The sequence below is a fragment of the Chitinophaga oryziterrae genome, assembly GCF_009758125.1.
In the GTDB taxonomy this organism is placed as follows: Bacteria; Bacteroidota; Bacteroidia; order Chitinophagales; family Chitinophagaceae; genus Chitinophaga; species Chitinophaga oryziterrae.
On sequence record NZ_WRXO01000001.1, the window covers coordinates 1,542,648 to 1,563,551 of the forward strand.

Here is a 20,904-nt window from a genome sequence, read left to right on the forward strand (position 1 = left end):
TAACGTGATAATCATGAACACAATATATAAAAACAATAACCGGAATCAATTTGGCAATGCATTACTTGTTTTGCTAATGATTTGTATAGTCAGCTGTAGAAAATTCATAACCGTTGAGCCTCCTATTACAAGTAATAATGGTGGTATTGTCTATGAAAACGATCCTACCGCCATAGCGGCAGTGACATCGTTATATGCGACGATGTCAAATGAGAATTTGCTAGGTCAGGGCTTTGCTGCCTTAAATGCATTACCCGGCCTTTCGGCAGATGAACTGACATTGTTTAGTGGCAGCACTAACCTAGGACGAATAGCTTATTATAAAAATCAATTGACTAGTCAACTTATCAATGGCCTGGACTTTTGGCGCGGGATATACCCTTACGTATATATCGAGAACGAGGCAATAGAGGGTATAAGTGCCAGCAAAGGAATGACCAGTTCTATAAAAAACCAACTTCTTGGAGAATCCTATTTCATGCGTGCATATTCCTACTTTAATTTGGTGAACTTATACGGTGATGTTCCTCTGATATTAACTACAGATTACAATAAGGCAGCTGGATCTATTAGAACTCCAAAAGATCAAGTATATCAGCAGATCATAAAGGATCTGCTGGCAGCACAAAGTCTGATGCAAGATATTTACTTCGACGCAACATTGACAAAAACAACCAATGAAAGAGTGCGACCAAATAAGTCCGCTGCTATAGCACTACTGGCCAGAATTTATCTATACACCAACAATTGGGTAGGAGCTGAAGGAGAAGCCACCAAATTGATCAATAATACTTCATTATATGAAACAGTCCCTTTAGATGATGTTTTTCTAATGAATAGCAAAGAAACAATATGGGCTTTACAAAATGTTGGCGCTGGTAATAGATCAAATTCTCCGCAAGGTCGTACGTTTATTTTGCCCTCTACTGGACCAACTGAGGGTTTTCCCTACTATTTAAACCCAGACTTAACAGCTAGCTTCGATATTGATGATAATCGCCTAAGTAAATGGACTAAAACATTGATTTGGGGGACTAAACCAATCTGTTACGCTACCAAGTACAAAATCGGTCAGGGAAATTTCCCCAGTACAGAATATTCAATAGTACTAAGAATAGCTGAACAATATCTAATTCGAGCCGAAGCGCGAGCACAACAAAATAATCTTACAGGCATGAACAGTGCGAAGTCTGATTTGGATATTATACGCAGTAGAGCAGGTTTGGAAGGCACAACTGCTATGACCAAAGAAGCTCTACTAAAAGCCATTCTTGTTGAACGTCGCCACGAACTATTTACTGAATGGGGACATCGCTGGTTCGATTTAAAGCGTACCGGAAAGATAGACGAAGTAATGCCATCAGTTACCAATGTGAAAGGCGGTACGTGGAATAGTAATTGGGCATTGTACCCTATTTACTATCAGGAATTAGAAACTGGTATAAATCTAAAACAAAACCCTGGCTACGAATAAAGAATAACTAATTAATATACAAAGCACCTTGCCTTTTTAGACAAGGCAGGGTGCACTTTACTTAAAAAAACTGAAAATGGAAAAAATATTGTTTATGTGGATGTGGATCATAACTCCACTGTTGGTTAATGCCCAAGATATTCCAGGCGTTAAATTTGAGGATCAAGGAAATTGGCAATCTATTCTTGCAAAGGCTAAAAAAGAAAAGAAAATGGTATTTGTAGATGCCTATACTACCTGGTGCGGTCCCTGTAAAATGATGGACAAGGAAACCTATCCGAATGCGGATTTAGGGAGAATAATGAATTCAAGATTCATTTCTATTAAGGTACAAATGGATAGCACGAGCCAAGATAATGCGTTCGTGCGCTCTTGGTATGCAGATGCGAAAAAGATGTTGTTCCGTGAAAAAATAAATGCATTTCCAACTGTATTGTTTTATAACGCCGATGGTGAACTGATTCATAGAGCCATAGGTTACAAGTCTGCTACAGATTTATCAACATTGGTAAGTTTCGCAAGTGACACGAGTTTTGTGAAGCAGTTTGAAGCTGACCTAGCAGCTTATAAAGCTGGTAAAAGAGATTTTTCTAAAATGCTAAAACTCCATGAGGTTATAAAAAAGATATTGATAAATGACACGTTAGCTGCTAATATCGCGCGTAGCTATAAAACTGATTATTTAGATCAGTTAGACATGACGGCTTTCACGACCCCAGATAACCTAAAATTAATTCGTGAGTATAATATTGACTTAGTAAAACTCGACGATCATTTCTTCAAAGTTGCATACCTGCAACCTGGCCTAATGGATTCTATACTCGGGGTGGGCAATGCAAGTGGTTATGTCTCCAGCATTATCTCCCGCGATTTATTAGGCCCAATACTCTACAAATCAGATAAACCGATTACAAATGTGCCAAACTGGAAGGTCCTAACGAAAGTCGTTAAAAATCGTTATCCGGTATCCGATGCAAGAGCTATTATACTAAACGAGCAAATGGTTTTTTATAGACACTTAAATAATTGGGATTTATATAGCTACTACAGAACCGAAAAAATAAAGTTATATCCACCGGCCCCTAACTTAATGGCTGCTTTTACTGAGTTGAATCTGCCTGCATGGGAGGTTTTTGAACAAACCTCTGATAAAAAAGCACTAACAAGAGCATTAGAATGGGTTGATCAAGCTATTATCGCAGAACATTTTTCACAGTTTTTGGATACTAAGGGAAATCTTTTATATAAACTAGGTCGGGTCAGTGAAGCCATTCGCACACAAGAATTAGCAGTGAAAGCCGATGAGCAAGATGCAGCCAAAAGGGGTAAGAAGTATATTTACGCTGACATTTCGCTAAACCTTCAAAAAATGAAGAAAGGAGAACCAACTTGGCCTAAACAACGATAACTGCTGCTCTATTTCAGTTACGTAACTTAATTTCATTTGTTTGTTAACCATAATAAAAATAATATGGTTCCAGAACAACTACATTCCATCTGATGCTACGGGATATACCATAATTGAATCACGAATTATAAAGGAGGTTAAAATATTAATATTGCAAAGCAGAATACCTGCATCGGAAGCAGCCCAGGTCTTTGGTTTTAATGAAGTGACCTATTCCTGTAGAATGTTCAAAAAAATTACAGGTAAAATGCAGCTAACTTATTAGATGTACAAAAAACGATTTACATATGAGGACACTATTTAAATATAGGTATGTTTTGCTTTGGCTGACCACAATAGTGTGGTTTAGCCCAATCCATGCGCAGATTAAAGAAGCCAAGGCACAGATAGATTTTGATGCCCTTGACAATTGGCCATCATTGGGCGTTCCGGCTGTAAATAATGCTGGCACGTACGTAGCCTACATAACTCGGACCTATAATCCTATGAAAAGGACTTTGCATATAAGCGCTACAAATGGCCCTTGGTCTCAAGAGATACTCGGAATCCGGCAGTATAATTTTATGCCAGATAATAGACATATAATAATGCTTACAGAGAACAATGAAATGTGCACTATTAAACTCGGTAGTTCCGTTGAAAAAAAAAATACTGGTATAAAACATTATCAGCTTTTTGAAAGTTATAATAAAAATTGGCTACTATATACGGACATGTCAGACAATTTATATATTCAGGAAATCCAGACCGGCAAAATTATGAGCTATCCTAACGTAATTAGCTTTCGTTTAGAAAATAATGGGCAATTAGTTTACCTCGAAACAAAAGTAAAATCAGGACAGGAGTTATCATTGATAGATCTTAAAACTCAAAAGTTGAAATCATTATGTACAGCACCTGCCTTTACTAACCTTACAATTTCTCCTAGAGGAGATCAATATGCTTTTAGTTACGGAGATAATGTCACCGAAATTTGGATTGGTTCAACAACGAACACCGTCCTTACTAAATTAACAGACTCAAATATAATAGGATTAGACAGCGACCTGAAGATCAACACTATCGATAGGTTCAGTAAAGATGGGAGTCAGTTGTTTATCAGCCTTAAAGAAAGTCCTACCCCTCCACTCCCTGATGATGCGGTTAAAGTTAATGTATGGAGTTATAAAGATGCAAAAATTCAAAGCCAACAATTAGCAGAAATAAACCCTAAGAGTTACATTGCAGCTATCAATATAGCTTCCAAAGTTGTTAAACAGTTACAACATGAAAATGAATTTATCCAATTTCTAAACGAAAATTATGCAATAATCACCGTGTTGAAGGGCAGTTTAATGGAACGCAATTGGAATGAATCTGCAAAAGGAAAGTATATTTTATTGAATTTAAAGAGCGGTACCAAGGACACCGTTCCGTTTTGGCCGAAGGCAATGTCTCCCGACGAAAAATATCTGATAGGATTGGATGTTACAAGATTCAAAGATATTATGTATTATGAAATTCGAACAAAAAAATTTGCTGTACTCACACATGATTTAATAAAGACAGCCAAAGCTACACACGATTACTATACAGATGACAAACGTACATTTGATTTCTATGGCTGGCTAGAAGGCCAGTCCTCAGTACTTATTGTGGATGAATTTGATCTTTGGAAAGTTGATCTAAAAATGCCGGAAAAAATAGTCAACCTGACCAATGGCTTTGGTAGAAGAAACCATATAATGTTTCGACCAATTGTAGAAGGTTCAGGTGATGGAATTTTAACCACTAAATCAATAGCTATCCTCTCAGCATATGATGTAAAAACAAAACGGAATGGTTTCTACAGTCTATCATTTAAAGAGAATGTTGATCCGAAAAAATGTTCGATGGCCGATTGCTACTATCATTCAGAAATTCCAATACTAAGTCCATTTTATCCAATGAAGGCGAAAGATGTAAATGTCTGGATAGTTAAAAGAACAAACTACAATGATCCTGGGAATTATTACTTTACCAAAAATTTCATCAGCTTTAAACCGTTTACGAATTTTCATCCCGAAAATAAATACAATTGGCTAACTTCTGAACTCGTAAATTTCAAATCTTTAGATGGCTCAGAAGTACAGGGTGTGCTATACAAGCCCGAAAATTTCGATGCATCAAAGAAGTATCCCCTAATTATAACCTACTATGAACAACTGTCAGATCATTTGCATTCCTATCCAAAACCTGAATATAGCGCAGAGATCAGTAATATAGCCTATTTCGTCAGTAATGAATATTTAATGTTCACTCCAGATATACCGATTAGGGCAGGTAAGCAGGGAGAAAGTGCTTATCAAACCGTTGTCGGCGCTTATAAATATTTATCACAATATAGCTACATAGATTCAACTAAAGTTGGAATCGAGGGGCATAGCTTTGGGGGATTTGAGACTAATAATATTATTATTAGACCGAACAGATTTGCAGCAGCGGTCAACTCAGCAGGTCCTTCCAATCTTATCAGTTATGCAGGCGATGTAATGTCAAGAGGTGGTGAACCATTTGGTCGTGCATTCTCAGAAACTGAACAAGGTAGAATTGGGTGTAATATATGGGAGGGGCAAGATTTATATATCGAAAGTTCCGCTGTAATGCACGCAGATAAAATTAATATCCCATTGTTAATGCTTTATAATTCTCAGGATGATATTGTTCCGTTTACACAAGGTCGGGAATTATTTACTGCATTGCGGCGCTTACAGAAGAGAGTGTGGTTGTTACAATATGATAATGAGGGGCATATGATCGCAAACAAAAACAATCTTAAAGATTATACAATTAGGTTAAAGGGGTTTCTCGATCATTATCTAAAAGATGCACCAATGCCAGCATGGATGCAAAATGGCATATCTGCTAAATATAAAGGATATCGAAAAGGATATTAAAAATGGGAGGTCTAGGACCTCCCATTTCTTTTAGATGCGAGGCGTAATCAGGGTGGACTTAGTGATAAGTTCGTCTGGAGCAAGTGTACAATAGGTAGTGATGCCAGGTACATTTGTCGTTGTCCAGTTTGTAAGTAAAGTCCCAGTTGTATTTGTGGTAGTCGAACAATACAGGAAAGAACCTCTGTTTGCTTTTGAAGCATAAACACCACCAGCAATTGCTAAAACTGCGATAGCAGCGAGCATGAATTTTGCGCGTTTCATAATGAATAATTTTGTGATTAATCGAGATTTCCCTACTCTGATCAAGGGTTTTCGGGTTCCCCCTTATTTCGCGAAATAACTTCAATTCAGTTTTTGGACCATCGAGATAACCTTCTGGATATTCACTTATCCCTTTACTATTATAAAAAGCACTAAAAGGATAACCATTCAGCTTATAATATTTCATAAAGAAATTTGCAGTATCCAACCCTACCACAACATCAGAATATTCCTTTAACCCATTCCGTTCTACAAAGTTGTTCATACCAACAAACCACGCTCCAGTTAATAAAACAAACTGCATATTATCCATTTCAACCATATTAGTTTTAATCTCCTCCATCTGCCGCTGGCAATAAGGACAATTGGGCTCAAAGAAAAATATTACAGTAGGTTTACCTTTCATCTGGCTGGTATGATAAATGGTCATACTATTGGGGCGTAGTAAATCAAAAGATGATAGGCTTTTTCCTTCCTTACCTGTAATCAAGTTTGTTTCTACAGGATGACTACATGAACTGAATACTAACGTTATGGCGGTGATTATAAGCAATTCCAATCTATAAGGTATGGTAATGAAATTTACCGGGTTAATTTTATGATGTCCCGGAGTGATATAGGAACGGCAAGAAATAACACAGGCAGTTCATCCTATTTACCACATGATTTTGGAAACTCACGTACTAATTTGATTGCTATTAGCTTTTCATATTTGGTGGAGGCAATTACAAGATTAACAACACCAAATATGAATTCTTATATTACATTTCATTTTTTTAAATAATAATCTGTATTAAGATTAAGCCATTGATCTGTTCAATTTTTCAACCCCTTTTTATAGAAGGTAATCTTCGCCAGTTTATAGTTCTCCCAATACGGCTTCATCTCAACCGGTTGAAACGCTTTCTTGTATCTTACCATTTTATTAACTGTTGTTAATGACACTTTTCTATTTTTTTTTTGGCTACACACGTTTAGATATGCGTATAAGCTATTTTATAATTAATACTCGAGCTATATCATTATCTGGAATAGCCATAGAGAGTTTATATCAAGTACCCCGCATTCCCATTAATCCGTTAAAGTGGTGTATATGGCTGATCCGACCCTACATCTTACCCAGCCGTGCAGCAGGAATAACCTGAATTAATATTCGCATCATTAATTCAACATCCTGGCAGTAATTATACCTGCACTTGCGTTCAGGCAAACACTTTTACCATTAATTTGACGGGGGTACTTGAGGTTTAAATGAAAAAAGCCAATGTAGTATTAGTAAGTTAGACCGGGATGGGTATAACATTATCTGACTTAAAATAGAAATGCTTCTTTAGCTTGGGATTGAAGGTTTAAAACAACGTTATAATCGATATAGAGTTTTTAGTTTAATTGTTGTGATGTTCATCTTTCGTTCTATTCTGGATGTAAGTTAAATCAATAGAAAATGCGCGCAAAAGAAGTTGGCCAAAAAAGATTTTATTTGACAGAAACCGTTGAACTAGTCAACGGCTCCGGTGAACCGGTAGTAGCTGGGAGCCTTATTGTGGACTCTTTTAAATGCACGGGAGAAAGTGGCAATAGAGCTGTATTCGAGGGTAAATGCGATCTCTCCGACGGTAGTACCTTTGATGAATTCTTCTTTAGCAAATTGCATGCATAATTCAAGATGATAACGGGCAATAGTTATTCCGAAAAGCTGTTTAAAGCCTTTGGTCAGTTTAGTTTCACTGATCTTATATTGTTCGCAAAGGTCCTCAATTTTAAATCTACGCTTGAAGTCTGTTGTGATTTCTAATTGTACCTTTTCTATGATTTTCCTTTCGGAGAAGGTTAATTTCATTTGAGGTAAGGTTTGAATTTGTACAAAACAATGAGTTGGACTTGTTCCTTGCTTCGGTTGGGGACAGACGGTTAACTTGAATATTGGGGCTACAGACTTTAAAAGTTAACAATTTGTCTATTTATCTATTGTACCATATAAATTTAAAACCCACATTGGGAGCTAAATGTCGCCGAATAATAATATAAGTATATGAGGAAAATTGCTGTTAAGCTCATCAGGAAAGACAATACAAAGATATAGGATAAAAGCATATTTTTTTACTCAAAAACATCTTTTTGATCTAATTTATTATTCCAATGCAATTATTGTAATTAAGTTTTTAAGGCACCATTTTCTCCGGCTTCGCCAATACCTGTTTTACCCTTATCGTACTGTTTTTATCCCCCCCGCTGCCGTCCATACTCCTGCGTCCCCCAAAACTGCCCAGATTCACCCCAAAACCGCCTCCTATGCCTCCAGTGCCGCCACCCATACCAACACCGAGTCCTACACCGCCCATTCTGCCGCCACCTCGCGAACCTCCGCGCACAGCCATATCCTGATTCACGGTGATACTGTAAGCGATCTTATTCGCATACGCAGGTGTTATTCCTAGTTTTGACAATGGTATCACCAATTCTACATTCAGTGTATCTTTTTCGAGAGATAATGCGGCGGCAATGCCTGTTTTATGCTGTGTTACGTCAACGGTTCCATCAGGCACGCCGGTAATCCCTTTTACACCGGCTTTGCCCATATATTGTTGCAGTCCGCTATAGACATCATCTGGTTGCTGGTGTGCGGGGTTATTACCGCCATATCGATGCTGTGCATAAAGGATACTTCCATCTATCTGTGGATAGGTAACGGATGTATTTATCTGCTTCTTGCCTTTTATATTCACACCCAGACTGATACCTGTTCGCATAATATTCACCTGAGTAGCATCGTCCATTGTGCTGATGGCCACATATAAGTTAGTGGAGTCGTTGGATATCTCGTAAGCAAGCTGGATCTTCTCATCAAGATATTTCAGCGGCGTTTTCCATTCATTCAATATTCCGTCTGCAGTAACAGGCACTACTGCCCAGGTGTTGGAAGGAGTTTGTGCCTGTGCTAAAGATAGTAGGGAAATAGCTGATAAAAGGCAGGCTATTCTTTTCATATAAATAGAATTAGGTGTATTAGATGGTCCGGAAGCAGCAAGGTTAAAGCAGTATGTTGCTTAGGGAATGTTAAATCTGATCAATCATCCAAAGGTGTCTTTAAAGCAGTAAAATTTATCGATAGTTACCCGCATTTTGAAGAACCGCAATCTTTGCAGGTAAGGCATCCTTCCTGGTATTGCAGGTTGGTGGAATTACAATTCTGACACCGTTGCTTCTTTGTTTCCGTACCATCCGGTATATATCTTTTAAGCGCACGGGCCACGCCATTTTTCCATGTATTGATAGCTTCATCCAACTGAAGACTGCTGATCAGATCAACTACCTTTTCAATAGGCATTCCATGCCTCAGGGTGCTTGAAATCAGCTTTGCATAATTCCAGTACTCCGGATTGAATTTATAGGATAAGCCTTCTATTGTGGTTTTATGTCCGCGTTTATTCTTATACTGAAAGTCGTAACGCGATCCTCCATCTGCATCCCGGCTTTTAATAATGACACCGTTGTTGACCCATCTTGGGATGAGAATACCATCTTCATCATCAGCAAAACCGGTAAATATTTCATACGGCCTGCCTTCAATCAATCCAATAAAAGCGATCCACTTGTCCTTGCTGTTCTGGAAACGAACAATTTCAGCCTCAAGCACGGGTGGCCTGGTTGTAGGGAATATCGACTGACTACCTTGCTCTGTTGCAGTATTCGCGATCAGTACGCCGGAACGTGATCCGTCCCTGTATACTGTCACCCCTTTACAGCCAGCTTTCCAGGCAGCCATATATAATTGTCCTACAACATCTTCTGTAACCTCTGCAGGCATGTTAATAGTAACACTGATAGAGTGATCGACCCATTTCTGGATATCTCCCTGCATCTGTACCTTTTTCAGGTAATCCACATCATTAGAGGTGGATTTATAATAAGGTGATTTTGCTACCAGATCATCCAGCTCTTTTTGGGAATAATTTTTAGTCAGATCATGCCCATTCACTTCCATCCATTGCTTAAAGCGATGATGAAAAACGACATATTCTTCCCATGAATCACCTACCTCATCCACAAAATCAACACGCGCCTCCTTATCATTTGGATTCACTTTTCTCCTTCTCTTATAAACCGGCATAAATACCGGCTCTATACCTGAACTTGTTTGAGACATCAGACTGGTTGTTCCGGTAGGGGCTATTGTCAGTAAAGCAATATTCCGCCTGCCATGCTCCAGCATTTCATAATAAAGCTGTGAATCTGCTTCTTTCAAACGAAGTATAAAAGGATTGTTTTTTTCGCGGTCAGCGTCAAATATGGCGAAGGGGCCTCTTTCTTTAGCTGCCGTTACAGATGCCCGGTAAGCCTCAATAGCAAGGGTTTTATGTATCTGTACGGCAAAGGCTGATCCTTCATCACTGCCGTAACGCAGGCCCATTGCGGCGAGCATATCGCCCTCTGCGGTAATACCGATACCGGTTCTCCTGCCTTCCTTCGCTTTGGTGCGGATATTTACCCACAAATTCTTTTCAATACGCTTCAGTTCCGGGTCTTCTGGGTCCTCAGCAATTTTTTGCAGGATCGCATCAATTTTCTCCAATTCAAGGTCAATAATATCATCCATCATGCGCTGGGCAGAATGAATATGTTTTTTGAATAATTCCCAATTGAAACTGGCCTTGGCAGTAAAAGGTTTTTCAACATAGCTGAACAGGTTAATGGCCAGCAGGCGGCAGGAATCATATGGGCAAAGTGGTATTTCTCCGCAGGGGTTGGTAGAAACTGTTTTATAACCCAGATCGGCATAACAATCCGGTACTGATTCACGGATAATGGTATCCCAGAATAAAATTCCCGGCTCAGCAGAACTCCAGGCATTATGTACGATCTTCTTCCAAAGTACCGTAGGATCAATTTCTTTTTTGTAAAGTGGGGTTTTGCTGTCAATAGGATATTGTTGCAGATAAGATTGTCCGGCTTCCACAGCTTTCATGAACTCATCATCAATGCGTACAGAGACATTTGCCCCTGTCACTTTGCCCTGTTCCATTTTGGCATCTATAAAATCTTCGGAATCAGGATGTTTTATGGCGATAGAAAGCATGAGTGCACCTCTTCTTCCGTCTTGTGCTACTTCCCGGGTAGAGTTGGAATAACGCATCATAAAAGGGACAATACCGGTAGAAGTCAGGGCGGAATTCTTCACCGGCGAACCTTTGGGGCGTATATGGGACAGGTCATGCCCTACACCGCCACGTCTTTTCATTAACTGTACCTGCTCCTGGTCAATTTTCATGATCCCGCCATAAGAGTCAGAATCGCCTTCATTACCAATGACAAAACAATTAGAGAGGGAGGCAATTTGATAGGGATTGCCAATTCCTGTCATCGGACTTCCCTGTGGTATAATATATTTAAAGTTCCGGATCAGCTCAAAAATCTCCGCTTCCGATAAAGGATTCGGGTAGCGTTGTTCTATTCGTGCAATTTCAGATGCAATTCTACGATGCATGTCATCCGGAGTACCTTCATAAATAGTTCCATACGAATCTTTTAAGGCGTATTTATTTACCCAGACTCTCGCCGCCAGGTCATCTCCTTTGAAATAATCAAGCGATTTCCGGTAGGCTTCATCGATGGAATAAGTAGTGATTGTATTGGATTGATCTGCAATTTTCATGACTAAAATTTTAGATGAGGACAACGTTGGATATGGTTGCAAAGCTACGCTTTTTGGGAACACTAATTTTTATGATTTAAATCAGAGTTTCAAATTTATTTTACTATTTGATTGATTTTTAATCGTTTATATTTTTTGTAAATGAAAATTGTTTTCAAAAAACAGTAATCGTGATGAATGTAAAATATGTATTATGCATCATGGGATAAAATAGAAGTGAATCTTCTTTTGCTTGTAATTAGAGCTTGTCCGGTGAGTGTTCGGGGAGTCTCTATATCTAGAACATACTTTAAACATAGGTCGGAGATAGGCTGAACATACTTTGGTCGGTTCGGAAAAGACCAAAGTATCTTCAACCTATCTCCAACCTATGTTCTACATATAGAGACTTTCCGGACCTGGTATACACAAACGCCCATCTTGTCTACACTCTAAAACAAATAACCTTTAAAACGCTACTTTCGTAATACCTGGCAGATGAAAGTACTCAACAATAAATACGGCCTTACTACAGCAGGGATTCACGTACTGATATGGAGCATATTATTGTTGCTGCCATATATTGTGTCTACTCCTGCTAATGATTATAAGATTGGTCCTATACCCGGATTGTTCTTTACGATCTCTGGCCTGATCCATATGGGCATTTTTTATAGTAATGCCTTCTTTTTTTATCCCAGGTTGATCAATAAGTGGTGGTGGTACATTCCCACAGCTATCCTGTTGCTGATGGCTTCATTCTGGTTGAAATACCACATACTTGCGTACTGGTTCCCGGATGTATTGAAAGATGTCACCGCTTATAAATTCATCTTTGCTCCTTCGGTAGGGATATTTGTTATCAGTATCATCTACCGGAGGATCATCAATAAGATCAGGTATGAAAAAGTACAGGCGCAACGGCGTACAGAACAGCTTTCTGCAGAGCTGAAATTCCTCCGGTCACAGATCAGCCCACATTTCCTGTTTAATGTCCTTACGAACCTGGTATCACTGGCGAGGAAAAAATCAGATCAGTTGGAGTCTTCGCTGATCATGCTTTCGGACCTGATGCGTTATATGTTATATGATACGCAGGGAAAGAAAGTACCGGTAACAAAAGAGATCGGATACCTGCAAAGTTATATTGAATTACAGAAGCTGCGTTTTGGCAGCGAAGTGGCTATAAATACTCTAATAGAGGTAGAAGGAGATTATACCATAGAACCCATGTTACTGATCCCCTTTGTGGAAAACGCATTCAAACATGGCTTAGCACAGATCAACATTCAGTTATCCGTAAAGAACGGGCGGCTTACCTTTGATGTAACGAACAGGTTCGATCATGAAAATACGATAAGTAAAGATGAGAACTCCGGTATTGGATTAACGAATGTCAGGACTCGCCTGGACTTACTATATAAAGACAGGCATACGTTATTGATCAGGGAAGAGGATCACTTATTTCATGTTACCTTAACTTTGATGTTTACATGATACGTTGCATTGCCATAGATGATGAACTGCTGGTGCGGGAACTACTGGAAGATAATATCCGGCAGATTCCATTCCTGCAACTTATCAGAACATGTAAAAATGCAATGGAAGCGATAGCCGTGATGCAAAATGAACCGGTAGACCTCATCTTCCTGGATATCCAGATGCCCCGGTTAAACGGACTACAGTTCTTAAGATCACTGCCACAACCTCCGATGGTGATACTGGTGACTGCCTACGAACAATACGCCATGGAAGGATTCGAGCTACAGGTGGTGGACTATCTGCTAAAGCCTTTCAGTTTTGAACGGTTCCTGAAAGCCTGTAATCATGCACATGAATTATTTCACTTACGGAATAAAGAGAGAGAAGGGCCGCAGGACTTCTTTGTATACGTGGAATATGCACAGGTAAAGATCGAAGTAGCTAACATCACATATATCGAAGGACTTAAAGACTATATCAAAATACATCTGTCATCCTCCGGCAAGCCTGTTCTCACACGAATGACCATCAAAGCAATGGAAGAAAAACTGCCCCCACCGGCTTTTATACGCACGCATAAATCCTTCCTTGTTGCTGCCCGGAAAATTACCGCCGTTAAAAGAGATCTGATCCTGATCGGTAATCAGGAAATACCCGTCAGCGAATTCTACAAAGAAAATGTGACACGGATGCTCAATATTTAGTCGTATCAATTCCCCGTCTTGTCTACTCTTCAAAAAACAAGCTTTCATCTGCCTGTAGTTTTGCCTGTAAATACTACAGGTAATGAAAAAATATGCAGTACTGCTCTTCCTGCTAACGTTACTGTCCGGGATAGCTGAAGCGCAGCAAACGATCAGCGGGATAATTAAAAATGATAAAGGGATGGTCGTTCCATCAGCCTCTGTCTCCATTAATGGAAAAGGAGCACAAACAGACAGTGCTGGATACTTCAGAATTGAAATAACTGGCACAGGAAAAAAAATCCTGACCGTCTCTTCCATAGGATATCGTCCTCTTAAAAAAGAGATCATGACGGACAGTGTGCTCAACCTTGTTCTCAGACATGATACGCATACCCTGAATGAAGTCAATGTCAGTGCCGGATCATTTGATGCCAGTGATAAGGCGAAGGGGGCCTCTTTAACACCCATGGATGCGGTGACCGTAGCCGGTAGTAATGCAGACCTCGCACAGGCACTACGTGCACTGCCGGGAGCACAGCAGATCGGTGAACAGGATGGTTTGTTTGTCCGGGGTGGTACCAGTGATGAAACCAAGCAATTTATGGATGGTACATTGCTTAGAAATCCCAATTATTCTGCTGTACCTGGCCTTCGCCAATATGCACGGATTAACCCGTTCTTATTTAAAGGGATCCTGTTCAGTTCCGGCGGATATTCTGCATTGTACGGTCAGGCAATGAGCAGTGCCCTCATCCTGGAAAGTGTAGACCTGCCTGATAAATCTTCTGCCAGGTTCAATATTTTCCCGGCTAATATCGGAGCAGGATGGCAACAGCTTGCAAAGAATAACAGGAGTAGTTATGGCGTCAACCTGAACTATAGTAACCAGTCATTTTACAATTCAATCATACGGCAGCAACCGGATTATTTCAGCGGACCTGTATACCTGCAGGGAGATGCCAACCTGAGGATCAAAACCAGCAAAACAGGTATGCTGAAACTATATACGAACTGGTCATACAGTGATGTCGGTATGTCTAACCCTGATATTGACAGCAGCACATTACGAACAAAGTACCAACTGAAAGGAAAGAATATTTATAGCAATCTTAGTTACCGGGACCTCCTGCCTCATGACTGGAAAATAGATGCTGGTATTGGCTTCAGTTACAATCAGGATAAAACGGTCAGCCAGCTCCTGGATGCAACAGGAAAGATGATCGCCATACCATCTGTACCCTTCAGTGATAAATCTTTCAACAGTCTTATCAATACCTGCTTTGCACAGGGCAGGGTAGTATTCACTCATTTCTTTTCCAATAATCAGGCTATACATGTTGGTGCAGAACATTTTTACACTAATGATAAAGGTCTGAGGAAAGACAGTGCAATATCATTGACAGATCAACTGAGCGCTGTTTTTGCAGAAGGGGATATCCGCCTCACCGGTAACCTGGCCGCCAAAGCGGGTGCCCGGCTGGAATATTCGTCCCTGTTGGATAAAATGGTGATAGCCCCCAGAATTAGTCTTGCTTACCGGCTACCCGATGGTGGTCAGTTCAATCTGGCATATGGTATCTTTTACCAGGAGCCACTGAATGAATTACTATACCAGAACAGGGACCTGAATTTCACGAACGCTACGCATTATGTACTCAACTATACAAAGAGAAAGAACAACAGGTTCTTTAGGGTAGAAGCCTATTACAAGCAGTACCATAACCTTGTAAAGACTTACCCCGCCATCAGTAATAACGGAGATGGATATGCAAAAGGAATTGAATTTTTCTGGCGGGATAAAAAATCAATTAAAGATCTTGATTACTGGATCACTTATACTTATCTGGATACTAAAAGGAACTTCCTCGATTATCCGTATGCACTAAGGCCTTCTTTTGCAGCGCCGCACACCGCAACTATTGCCATTAAAAAGATGTTTCCGGCTATCAATACCGGTGTCAATGTCTCTTACGCGGTCGCTGCCGGCCGGCCGTATTATGACCTTCATTACAATACTCCGGAGAGTGAATATAAGGTATCAGACAAAGGGACTACCCGTCCTTATAGTGTAATGAACCTGCATGTGTTTTACCTGACCCGCTTTTTCAAAAAGGGGAAATGGCAGGACTTCTCCGGATGTGCTTTTGGTATCAATAATTTATTGGGTACACGACAGGTATTCGGTTATAACTACAGTTATGATGGTCTCAATAAGGTACCAGTTACCTTACCTGCTACCCGGAGTTTCTATGTCGGTGTATTTATGAGCCTGGGTATTGACCGTACAGATGATTTCCTGAACGAAGATCTTTAACAAACAAAAATCAATACAAATGAAGAAAACAATGATCTCCATGTTAGTGCTGTTACTAATCTGCTACAGCACTTTTGCCCAGACACCTGCACTACAGCAGGCAGTAAGCAGACTGGATAAAGCCACAACGGTGAAAGATTATGAATCACTGGAAAAAGAGTTTTCTGCAATGGCTGCTGCTGCGGGTAAAGACTGGCTGCCCTACTATTATGCCGCCTTCTGCAATGCAAAGATCGGGTTCCTTTACCAGGAGGATGGTGAGAGAATCGAACCTTATAGTAAACAGGGCGAAGAACAGGCATTAAAAGCGCAGTCTTTACTGGATTCAGCTACTCAGAAGAATGAATTGTCGGAGCTGTATACTGTTATGAGCATGGTCTACCGTACAAAGGTATTTATCAATCCTATGACCTACGGCCGGAAGTATGGGTTGTTGTCCCAGCATTTCCTGGACCTGGCAAAAGGACTGAGCCCGCATAACCCACGTGTTTTATATGTAGAGGCATGGGTGAAATATTACACACCAAAAATGTGGGGAGGGGATAAGGACCTGGCTAAACAACTGGCGAATGAAAGTCTGGCTCAATTACAACAGGCATCTGACGATATTCATCCTCATTGGGGGAAGACAGAAGATATGACACTTTTAAATCAATCCAAATAAATCTTAAACATATGGGACTCGCATTTATCATCATCATACGGATACTGTTTGCGGTTTGTATGATCTTCATTATCGGATATATTTTCGGGGGATTTTCCAGGCAACCTGTACTGGCCACCCTGAGTAAAATAGCTGCAATACTGGCCATCGTATTATTTATATCTGCCAATATCCTGCTGATGCGCTTCGCTTTCAGGCATGAATGTCACAGATATCAGCAACAGGAGAATAGCAGGCCCGCTCATTAAATCCAAAGGGTCCCGTTTCAATCGGGACCCTTTCCTACTGCAGGATCTGATTAAGCATAAGAAAGTAAACTATTACTACACATTATACCATTGTTCAGGAATGAGTTTAAGTCCATCTCTCCATATTTCTACTTCGTACACACCATCAATCTCTCCATATATAGTATCATCTGCATGATCCAAAATCAGGCCTTGCCATTGACCTTCTTTGCCTTTTATAGAGTCTGCTATTGTTTTAAACATCCCTTTTACTGCCTCTACGTCTTCTCCTAGAAACTGTGGATCAGTTTCTCTTATTTCGGCTCTTTTTAGTTTAGGAAAATAAACCTGGCTTGGCTGATCGAATATCACAAAACTCGGCACACAAGACGCCTTTTGACTGAGGAAATATTCTTGTAGTGAGCACATAAGTGCAAGATGAAAGGATACCCAGTTTGATGCACTTCCTACTTGACCTAAATAGTGCCAATGGTTATCATTGCTCAATACTGAAATATTAAGATCTTTGGTGTCAAACCTTGGAGCTGCCTCTTTATATTTACTTTCTACATCCAAAGTTTTAAGATGATTAAGCATGCCTTGAGAGATACGAGTAGTAGCAACTTCAATTTTAGCAGCTACATTTTTTTGATCAACAATACCAAGCAATGTCTTATATTCTTCTTCTAGCTTTGTAATTTCCAACTGTAATTCACCTCCATCAGCTAAACTTTCAAAAGTTTCCATAGATGCTTTCATGTGCCCCAGGAACAGGTACATATTTTTTCTCCGTTGAAATTCATCCCTTACTTCACTATTGGATTGCATAATAATATCAAACCTGCGTTGAAAATCTTTTTTATTCTCAAGCAAAATTTCTAGCTCGTCGTTCAGTCGTTGTTCTTCTCGTGAAAACGAAGTTGGCACTTCTGCCAATGTTTTTGACTCTTGTTCTATCTTGGAAAATACTGAGGATATTTTTTTGAATTCTTCTCTGCTATTAGGATGGTCATTGTTACCGCAAGCGGGACAACCTTGACTTCTTGTAGAGACTTCTTCTAACCATTTAGATATTTGAAGTCGATCTACTCTTCTTCTCACAGAGTTCTCATAGTCTGTCAATCCAGAACTTAAACGTTTAACGTCTGATAACCTTTTCTTGATTACTCCGATCTGGAAGCTTATGCTCCTTTCCTGATTTTCCAATTCTGCTATATTGCTATTGGCTGAATTGATATCTTTAAATTCAGTAAGAGAATGTTCAGGAATTAATTGTAGAACATTTTTAGCGATTCCCAATAATAGCTCAGGATCTGTATCTTTAATTATGTCATCTCGCAACAGTCCATATTCTTTAGCTATAATCAAATGACCTTCCATATTAGCCCTCCAGGCAGATGAAATAGACTTTGTTCGATCGTACTCTCTACGCAGTTGATGCAATCGTTTTTCAACAACCAGTATTCGCTGTCTAGCCTTTAATGTTTCGATGTTTTCTGCCCCCAAAATGTACGGAAACCAGTTCCGTAGACGTTCTCTATGCTCATGGGCATGGGTTTTATAAAACAAGATATTCTGGTTAGCCACAATATCTTGGGTCTGAAATACCAATGCCATTAAGTCACGGAATGCTAATCTTGCTGTAAAACCTTTCTTTTCATCGTCTCCCTCAAGGCTAAAATAGGGTACCCCTGAGATCGTATTTAAATAGTTTTTTATGCCGTCAGATGTTTCATTTTTTTCTGTGATCTCAATCGGTACGCTTATGTGCTCAGAGCGAAGCAAATAAAAATCATTGCTGACATGATTCCCAACGGGAACTCTACGAGCTAAAAGAACCTGTTCCTGATATGTCTGAAAAACGATTCCATACCAGGATGAATGGTCTCTTATGGTATCAATAGGAATATAGCAATCACTAGATGCAAAACAATAATCTATGATTGGTATTATCGCTGATTTACCTGTTCTTGATGCACCTGTAATCACATTTAGCATCCCTGGCTTGAACTCTACATTTCTAGGTGGAAACTGTTTATTTTTAGGCCAAATTATGAGTTGTAAAAGTTGTAGGTTCATTAAAATACGATTTTTAAATATTGTGCTATATCTGCGAGATTATGCTTACCAAACCATTTCCCCAAAATTTCTGCCTTATTGCCATTTTGCTCATGACTATTTCTCAATGCATTACCACGTGAAGCCTTTCTTAAATTGTTCTTAGGATATAATTTTGCTGTTTCAAAATCCCAGAATAGCAATTCCCGTGAGACCGCTATATCAATGGCTTTCATCGTATAGGCCATTTTATCTTTAATCCTATCATGAATGCTTAAAAGTATATCCGAGTTTTTAGAATCCTCAAAGCTTCTGATATATGATTGTAAGTTTGCTCTCTTATTCGAAATTGGACCAGATAATTTAGGGCTGGTCAATATGGCTGTAGCAATAAAATGCAACAATCCTACCGGTGCGTCTCCGCTTGGATGAGTGGAACAATAGCCTGTACTGAAACGCCATAAAAGATATGCTCCAATTATCGGGGTATTCCAAAGTTTTACTTCTTCTAATATTTCTCCCATATTTACAGATTTTCCCATTTTGGGTGCCATCCCAATGACCTTCCTTCAACCAACACGTGGTAGGTTCCTGCTATTGTTCCTGCTGGCGGTGTCATGTCCCGGATAACTTCCTGTCGCATTTTACAATCCAGGAACAACAACTTGCCTCGTTCATGTTCTTCCAGTGATTTTTCCGTGATATCTAATCTCTTACGTTGTGCAGACCAATAATTTGTTAACCTTGATTCAAACTCGCTAGCAACATCTTCATCAATCATCTCATTTTCAATCCACATATCTCGGTTAACTTTTGATCGCAAAAAATCGGATACAGCATTTACTATATCATCTTCACCTACTTTTATATGATTCAATTGCTGAAGATAATACGGCTGTATCTTGACTTGATTCTGTATAGCTACATTATTAGGGGGATTTTGCAGGGCGAAATCAATAAGCTCCAATTTTCTGGCTCTATCAAAACATACTCGGAATTGTTTTTGATAGTCTTCCCAAGGTATTAAAGCAGGCTTCTTTAGTGAGATCTTTGTCATGATTTCTTCCTGAAGCCAACCATTCAGCAAATTTGAAACAAAACAGAATTGATTTTTACCAATCAGTAATCTATCTAATTCATAATTGATTTCAGTAAAACCCAGACCATTGTCTATTTGCAATTCAAATCTGGTGATTAATTCTGCTAATATTTCGTTATCAAAATTTATTACATACTCAAAATATACCCATATGTCATGGTCATTTTTAATGTCAGATAAGACTAATTTAGCATCAGCGATTGCTTTTTTCGCTTCATTTAATGTAACTGCTTCGTCAAAACTATTTACGATCGCTTCCCTGCCACTCTTGTTTGTATACAAAAGGAACTTAGTTTTTTTAACGTCAATTGCATTTAACGCTACAGCTTGGAGCCAGTTATATAATGTTTTCCACAACTCTATTGATCTGTCAGTTAAAGGATTGGATACTGTTGATATTTTATCTTCTTCAGAAGTAACAGAGTTATTTGGTTTATGCGTGGCTACATCACCTAAGACTTCCACACTGACAGTATCACCTGGTCCTCCTCTCAGTAAGTGCAAAAGTGCTCTAGGAAATTGAACAGCATATCCTAAAAGTTGAGCTGGTGCATTAGAGGTCATTTATCTTTGGAGCTTTACTTATAATTACTAATTTTATAATATTAAATTGCCTTATGCTGGCTCTAAATTAACATTAATTATTAAAAAATTGCTTATTTGTTTAAATCGCTAGTTGAA

The 20,904-nt window shown here is 39.3% G+C and carries 15 protein-coding genes; 8 read left to right on the plus strand and 7 right to left on the minus strand.

Annotation, left to right across the window (positions count from 1 at the left end; all coding sequences use genetic code 11):
* The first annotated feature begins 13 nt into the window (after nt 1-13).
* The 3 genes from GO495_RS06340 (at nt 14) to GO495_RS06350 (ending at nt 5,797) form a co-directional block, all read left to right on the plus strand.
* Nucleotides 14-1,474: a RagB/SusD family nutrient uptake outer membrane protein gene (locus GO495_RS06340; RefSeq protein WP_157298819.1), complete on the plus strand. Its 1,461-nt coding sequence runs from the start codon at nt 14-16 to the stop codon at nt 1,472-1,474.
* A 76-nt stretch (nt 1,475-1,550) separates the two neighbouring features.
* Nucleotides 1,551-2,882 (plus strand): thioredoxin family protein, encoded by a 1,332-nt coding sequence (locus GO495_RS06345; protein ID WP_157298820.1) that lies wholly within the window; start codon nt 1,551-1,553, stop codon nt 2,880-2,882.
* A gap of 287 nt (nt 2,883-3,169) precedes the next feature.
* Nucleotides 3,170-5,797: an alpha/beta hydrolase family protein gene (locus GO495_RS06350; protein WP_157298821.1), complete on the plus strand. Its 2,628-nt coding sequence runs from the start codon at nt 3,170-3,172 to the stop codon at nt 5,795-5,797.
* A gap of 58 nt (nt 5,798-5,855) precedes the next feature.
* Here the strand turns inward: GO495_RS06350 and GO495_RS06355 are convergent, their stop codons facing one another.
* The 4 genes from GO495_RS06355 to GO495_RS06370 all read right to left on the minus strand — a co-directional run bounded on the left by GO495_RS06355 (nt 5,856) and on the right by GO495_RS06370 (nt 11,714).
* A complete protein-coding gene (locus GO495_RS06355) occupies nt 5,856-6,620 on the minus strand; it encodes a TlpA family protein disulfide reductase (protein WP_157298822.1) in 765 nt (254 codons plus the stop codon).
* A gap of 939 nt (nt 6,621-7,559) precedes the next feature.
* Nucleotides 7,560-7,901, minus strand: a complete 342-nt coding sequence (locus GO495_RS06360; protein ID WP_157298823.1) for a helix-turn-helix domain-containing protein — start codon at nt 7,899-7,901, stop codon at nt 7,560-7,562.
* A gap of 322 nt (nt 7,902-8,223) precedes the next feature.
* A complete protein-coding gene (locus GO495_RS32045) occupies nt 8,224-9,048 on the minus strand; it encodes a hypothetical protein (protein WP_205691207.1) in 825 nt (274 codons plus the stop codon).
* A gap of 125 nt (nt 9,049-9,173) precedes the next feature.
* Entirely contained in the window at nt 9,174-11,714 is a 2,541-nt protein-coding gene (locus GO495_RS06370; protein WP_157298824.1) for an adenosylcobalamin-dependent ribonucleoside-diphosphate reductase, read from the minus strand.
* Nucleotides 11,715-12,191: 477 nt separating this feature from the next.
* Between GO495_RS06370 and GO495_RS06375 the strand changes: the two genes are divergently transcribed.
* The 5 genes from GO495_RS06375 to GO495_RS06395 all read left to right on the plus strand — a co-directional run bounded on the left by GO495_RS06375 (nt 12,192) and on the right by GO495_RS06395 (nt 17,087).
* On the plus strand, nt 12,192-13,190 hold the full coding sequence (locus GO495_RS06375; RefSeq protein ID WP_157298825.1) for a sensor histidine kinase: 999 nt from the start codon (nt 12,192-12,194) through the stop codon (nt 13,188-13,190).
* Nucleotides 13,187-13,879, plus strand: a complete 693-nt coding sequence (locus GO495_RS06380) for a LytR/AlgR family response regulator transcription factor (protein WP_157298826.1) — start codon at nt 13,187-13,189, stop codon at nt 13,877-13,879. The genes GO495_RS06375 and GO495_RS06380 overlap by 4 nt, the downstream gene beginning before the upstream one ends.
* Before the next feature lie 82 nt (nt 13,880-13,961).
* Nucleotides 13,962-16,175 (plus strand): TonB-dependent receptor, encoded by a 2,214-nt coding sequence (locus tag GO495_RS06385; RefSeq protein WP_157298827.1) that lies wholly within the window; start codon nt 13,962-13,964, stop codon nt 16,173-16,175.
* Nucleotides 16,176-16,194: 19 nt separating this feature from the next.
* Entirely contained in the window at nt 16,195-16,839 is a 645-nt protein-coding gene (locus GO495_RS06390; protein WP_157298828.1) for a hypothetical protein, read from the plus strand.
* A gap of 11 nt (nt 16,840-16,850) precedes the next feature.
* Nucleotides 16,851-17,087 (plus strand): hypothetical protein, encoded by a 237-nt coding sequence (locus GO495_RS06395; protein ID WP_157298829.1) that lies wholly within the window; start codon nt 16,851-16,853, stop codon nt 17,085-17,087.
* A gap of 75 nt (nt 17,088-17,162) precedes the next feature.
* Here the strand turns inward: GO495_RS06395 and GO495_RS06400 are convergent, their stop codons facing one another.
* The 3 genes from GO495_RS06400 to GO495_RS06410 are packed head-to-tail and all read right to left on the minus strand — an operon-like array spanning nt 17,163 to nt 20,787.
* On the minus strand, nt 17,163-19,145 hold the full coding sequence (locus GO495_RS06400) for a DUF3732 domain-containing protein (protein WP_157298830.1): 1,983 nt from the start codon (nt 19,143-19,145) through the stop codon (nt 17,163-17,165).
* Nucleotides 19,145-19,648, minus strand: a complete 504-nt coding sequence (locus GO495_RS06405; protein ID WP_157298831.1) for a three component ABC system middle component — start codon at nt 19,646-19,648, stop codon at nt 19,145-19,147. Before GO495_RS06405 ends, GO495_RS06400 begins: the two co-directional genes overlap by 1 nt.
* Nucleotides 19,649-19,650: 2 nt before the next feature.
* A complete protein-coding gene (locus GO495_RS06410; protein ID WP_157298832.1) occupies nt 19,651-20,787 on the minus strand; it encodes an ABC-three component system protein in 1,137 nt (378 codons plus the stop codon).
* Between the last annotated feature and the right edge of the window lie 117 nt (nt 20,788-20,904).

Bases quoted from the DNA above. Each gene is read 5' to 3' on its own strand.
- GO495_RS06340 (WP_157298819.1), top strand. From the start codon at position 14: ATGAACACAATATATAAAAACAATAACCGGAATCAATTTGGCAATGCA.
- GO495_RS06345 (WP_157298820.1), top strand. From the start codon at position 1,551: ATGGAAAAAATATTGTTTATGTGGATGTGGATCATAACTCCACTGTTG.
- GO495_RS06350 (WP_157298821.1), top strand. From the start codon at position 3,170: ATGAGGACACTATTTAAATATAGGTATGTTTTGCTTTGGCTGACCACA.
- GO495_RS06360 (WP_157298823.1), bottom strand. From the start codon at position 7,901: ATGAAATTAACCTTCTCCGAAAGGAAAATCATAGAAAAGGTACAATTA.
- GO495_RS32045 (WP_205691207.1), bottom strand. From the start codon at position 9,048: ATGAAAAGAATAGCCTGCCTTTTATCAGCTATTTCCCTACTATCTTTA.
- GO495_RS06370 (WP_157298824.1), bottom strand. From the start codon at position 11,714: ATGAAAATTGCAGATCAATCCAATACAATCACTACTTATTCCATCGAT.
- GO495_RS06375 (WP_157298825.1), top strand. From the start codon at position 12,192: ATGAAAGTACTCAACAATAAATACGGCCTTACTACAGCAGGGATTCAC.
- GO495_RS06380 (WP_157298826.1), top strand. From the start codon at position 13,187: ATGATACGTTGCATTGCCATAGATGATGAACTGCTGGTGCGGGAACTA.
- GO495_RS06385 (WP_157298827.1), top strand. From the start codon at position 13,962: ATGAAAAAATATGCAGTACTGCTCTTCCTGCTAACGTTACTGTCCGGG.
- GO495_RS06390 (WP_157298828.1), top strand. From the start codon at position 16,195: ATGAAGAAAACAATGATCTCCATGTTAGTGCTGTTACTAATCTGCTAC.
- GO495_RS06395 (WP_157298829.1), top strand. From the start codon at position 16,851: ATGGGACTCGCATTTATCATCATCATACGGATACTGTTTGCGGTTTGT.
- GO495_RS06400 (WP_157298830.1), bottom strand. From the start codon at position 19,145: ATGAACCTACAACTTTTACAACTCATAATTTGGCCTAAAAATAAACAG.
- GO495_RS06405 (WP_157298831.1), bottom strand. From the start codon at position 19,648: ATGGGAGAAATATTAGAAGAAGTAAAACTTTGGAATACCCCGATAATT.
- GO495_RS06410 (WP_157298832.1), bottom strand. From the start codon at position 20,787: ATGACCTCTAATGCACCAGCTCAACTTTTAGGATATGCTGTTCAATTT.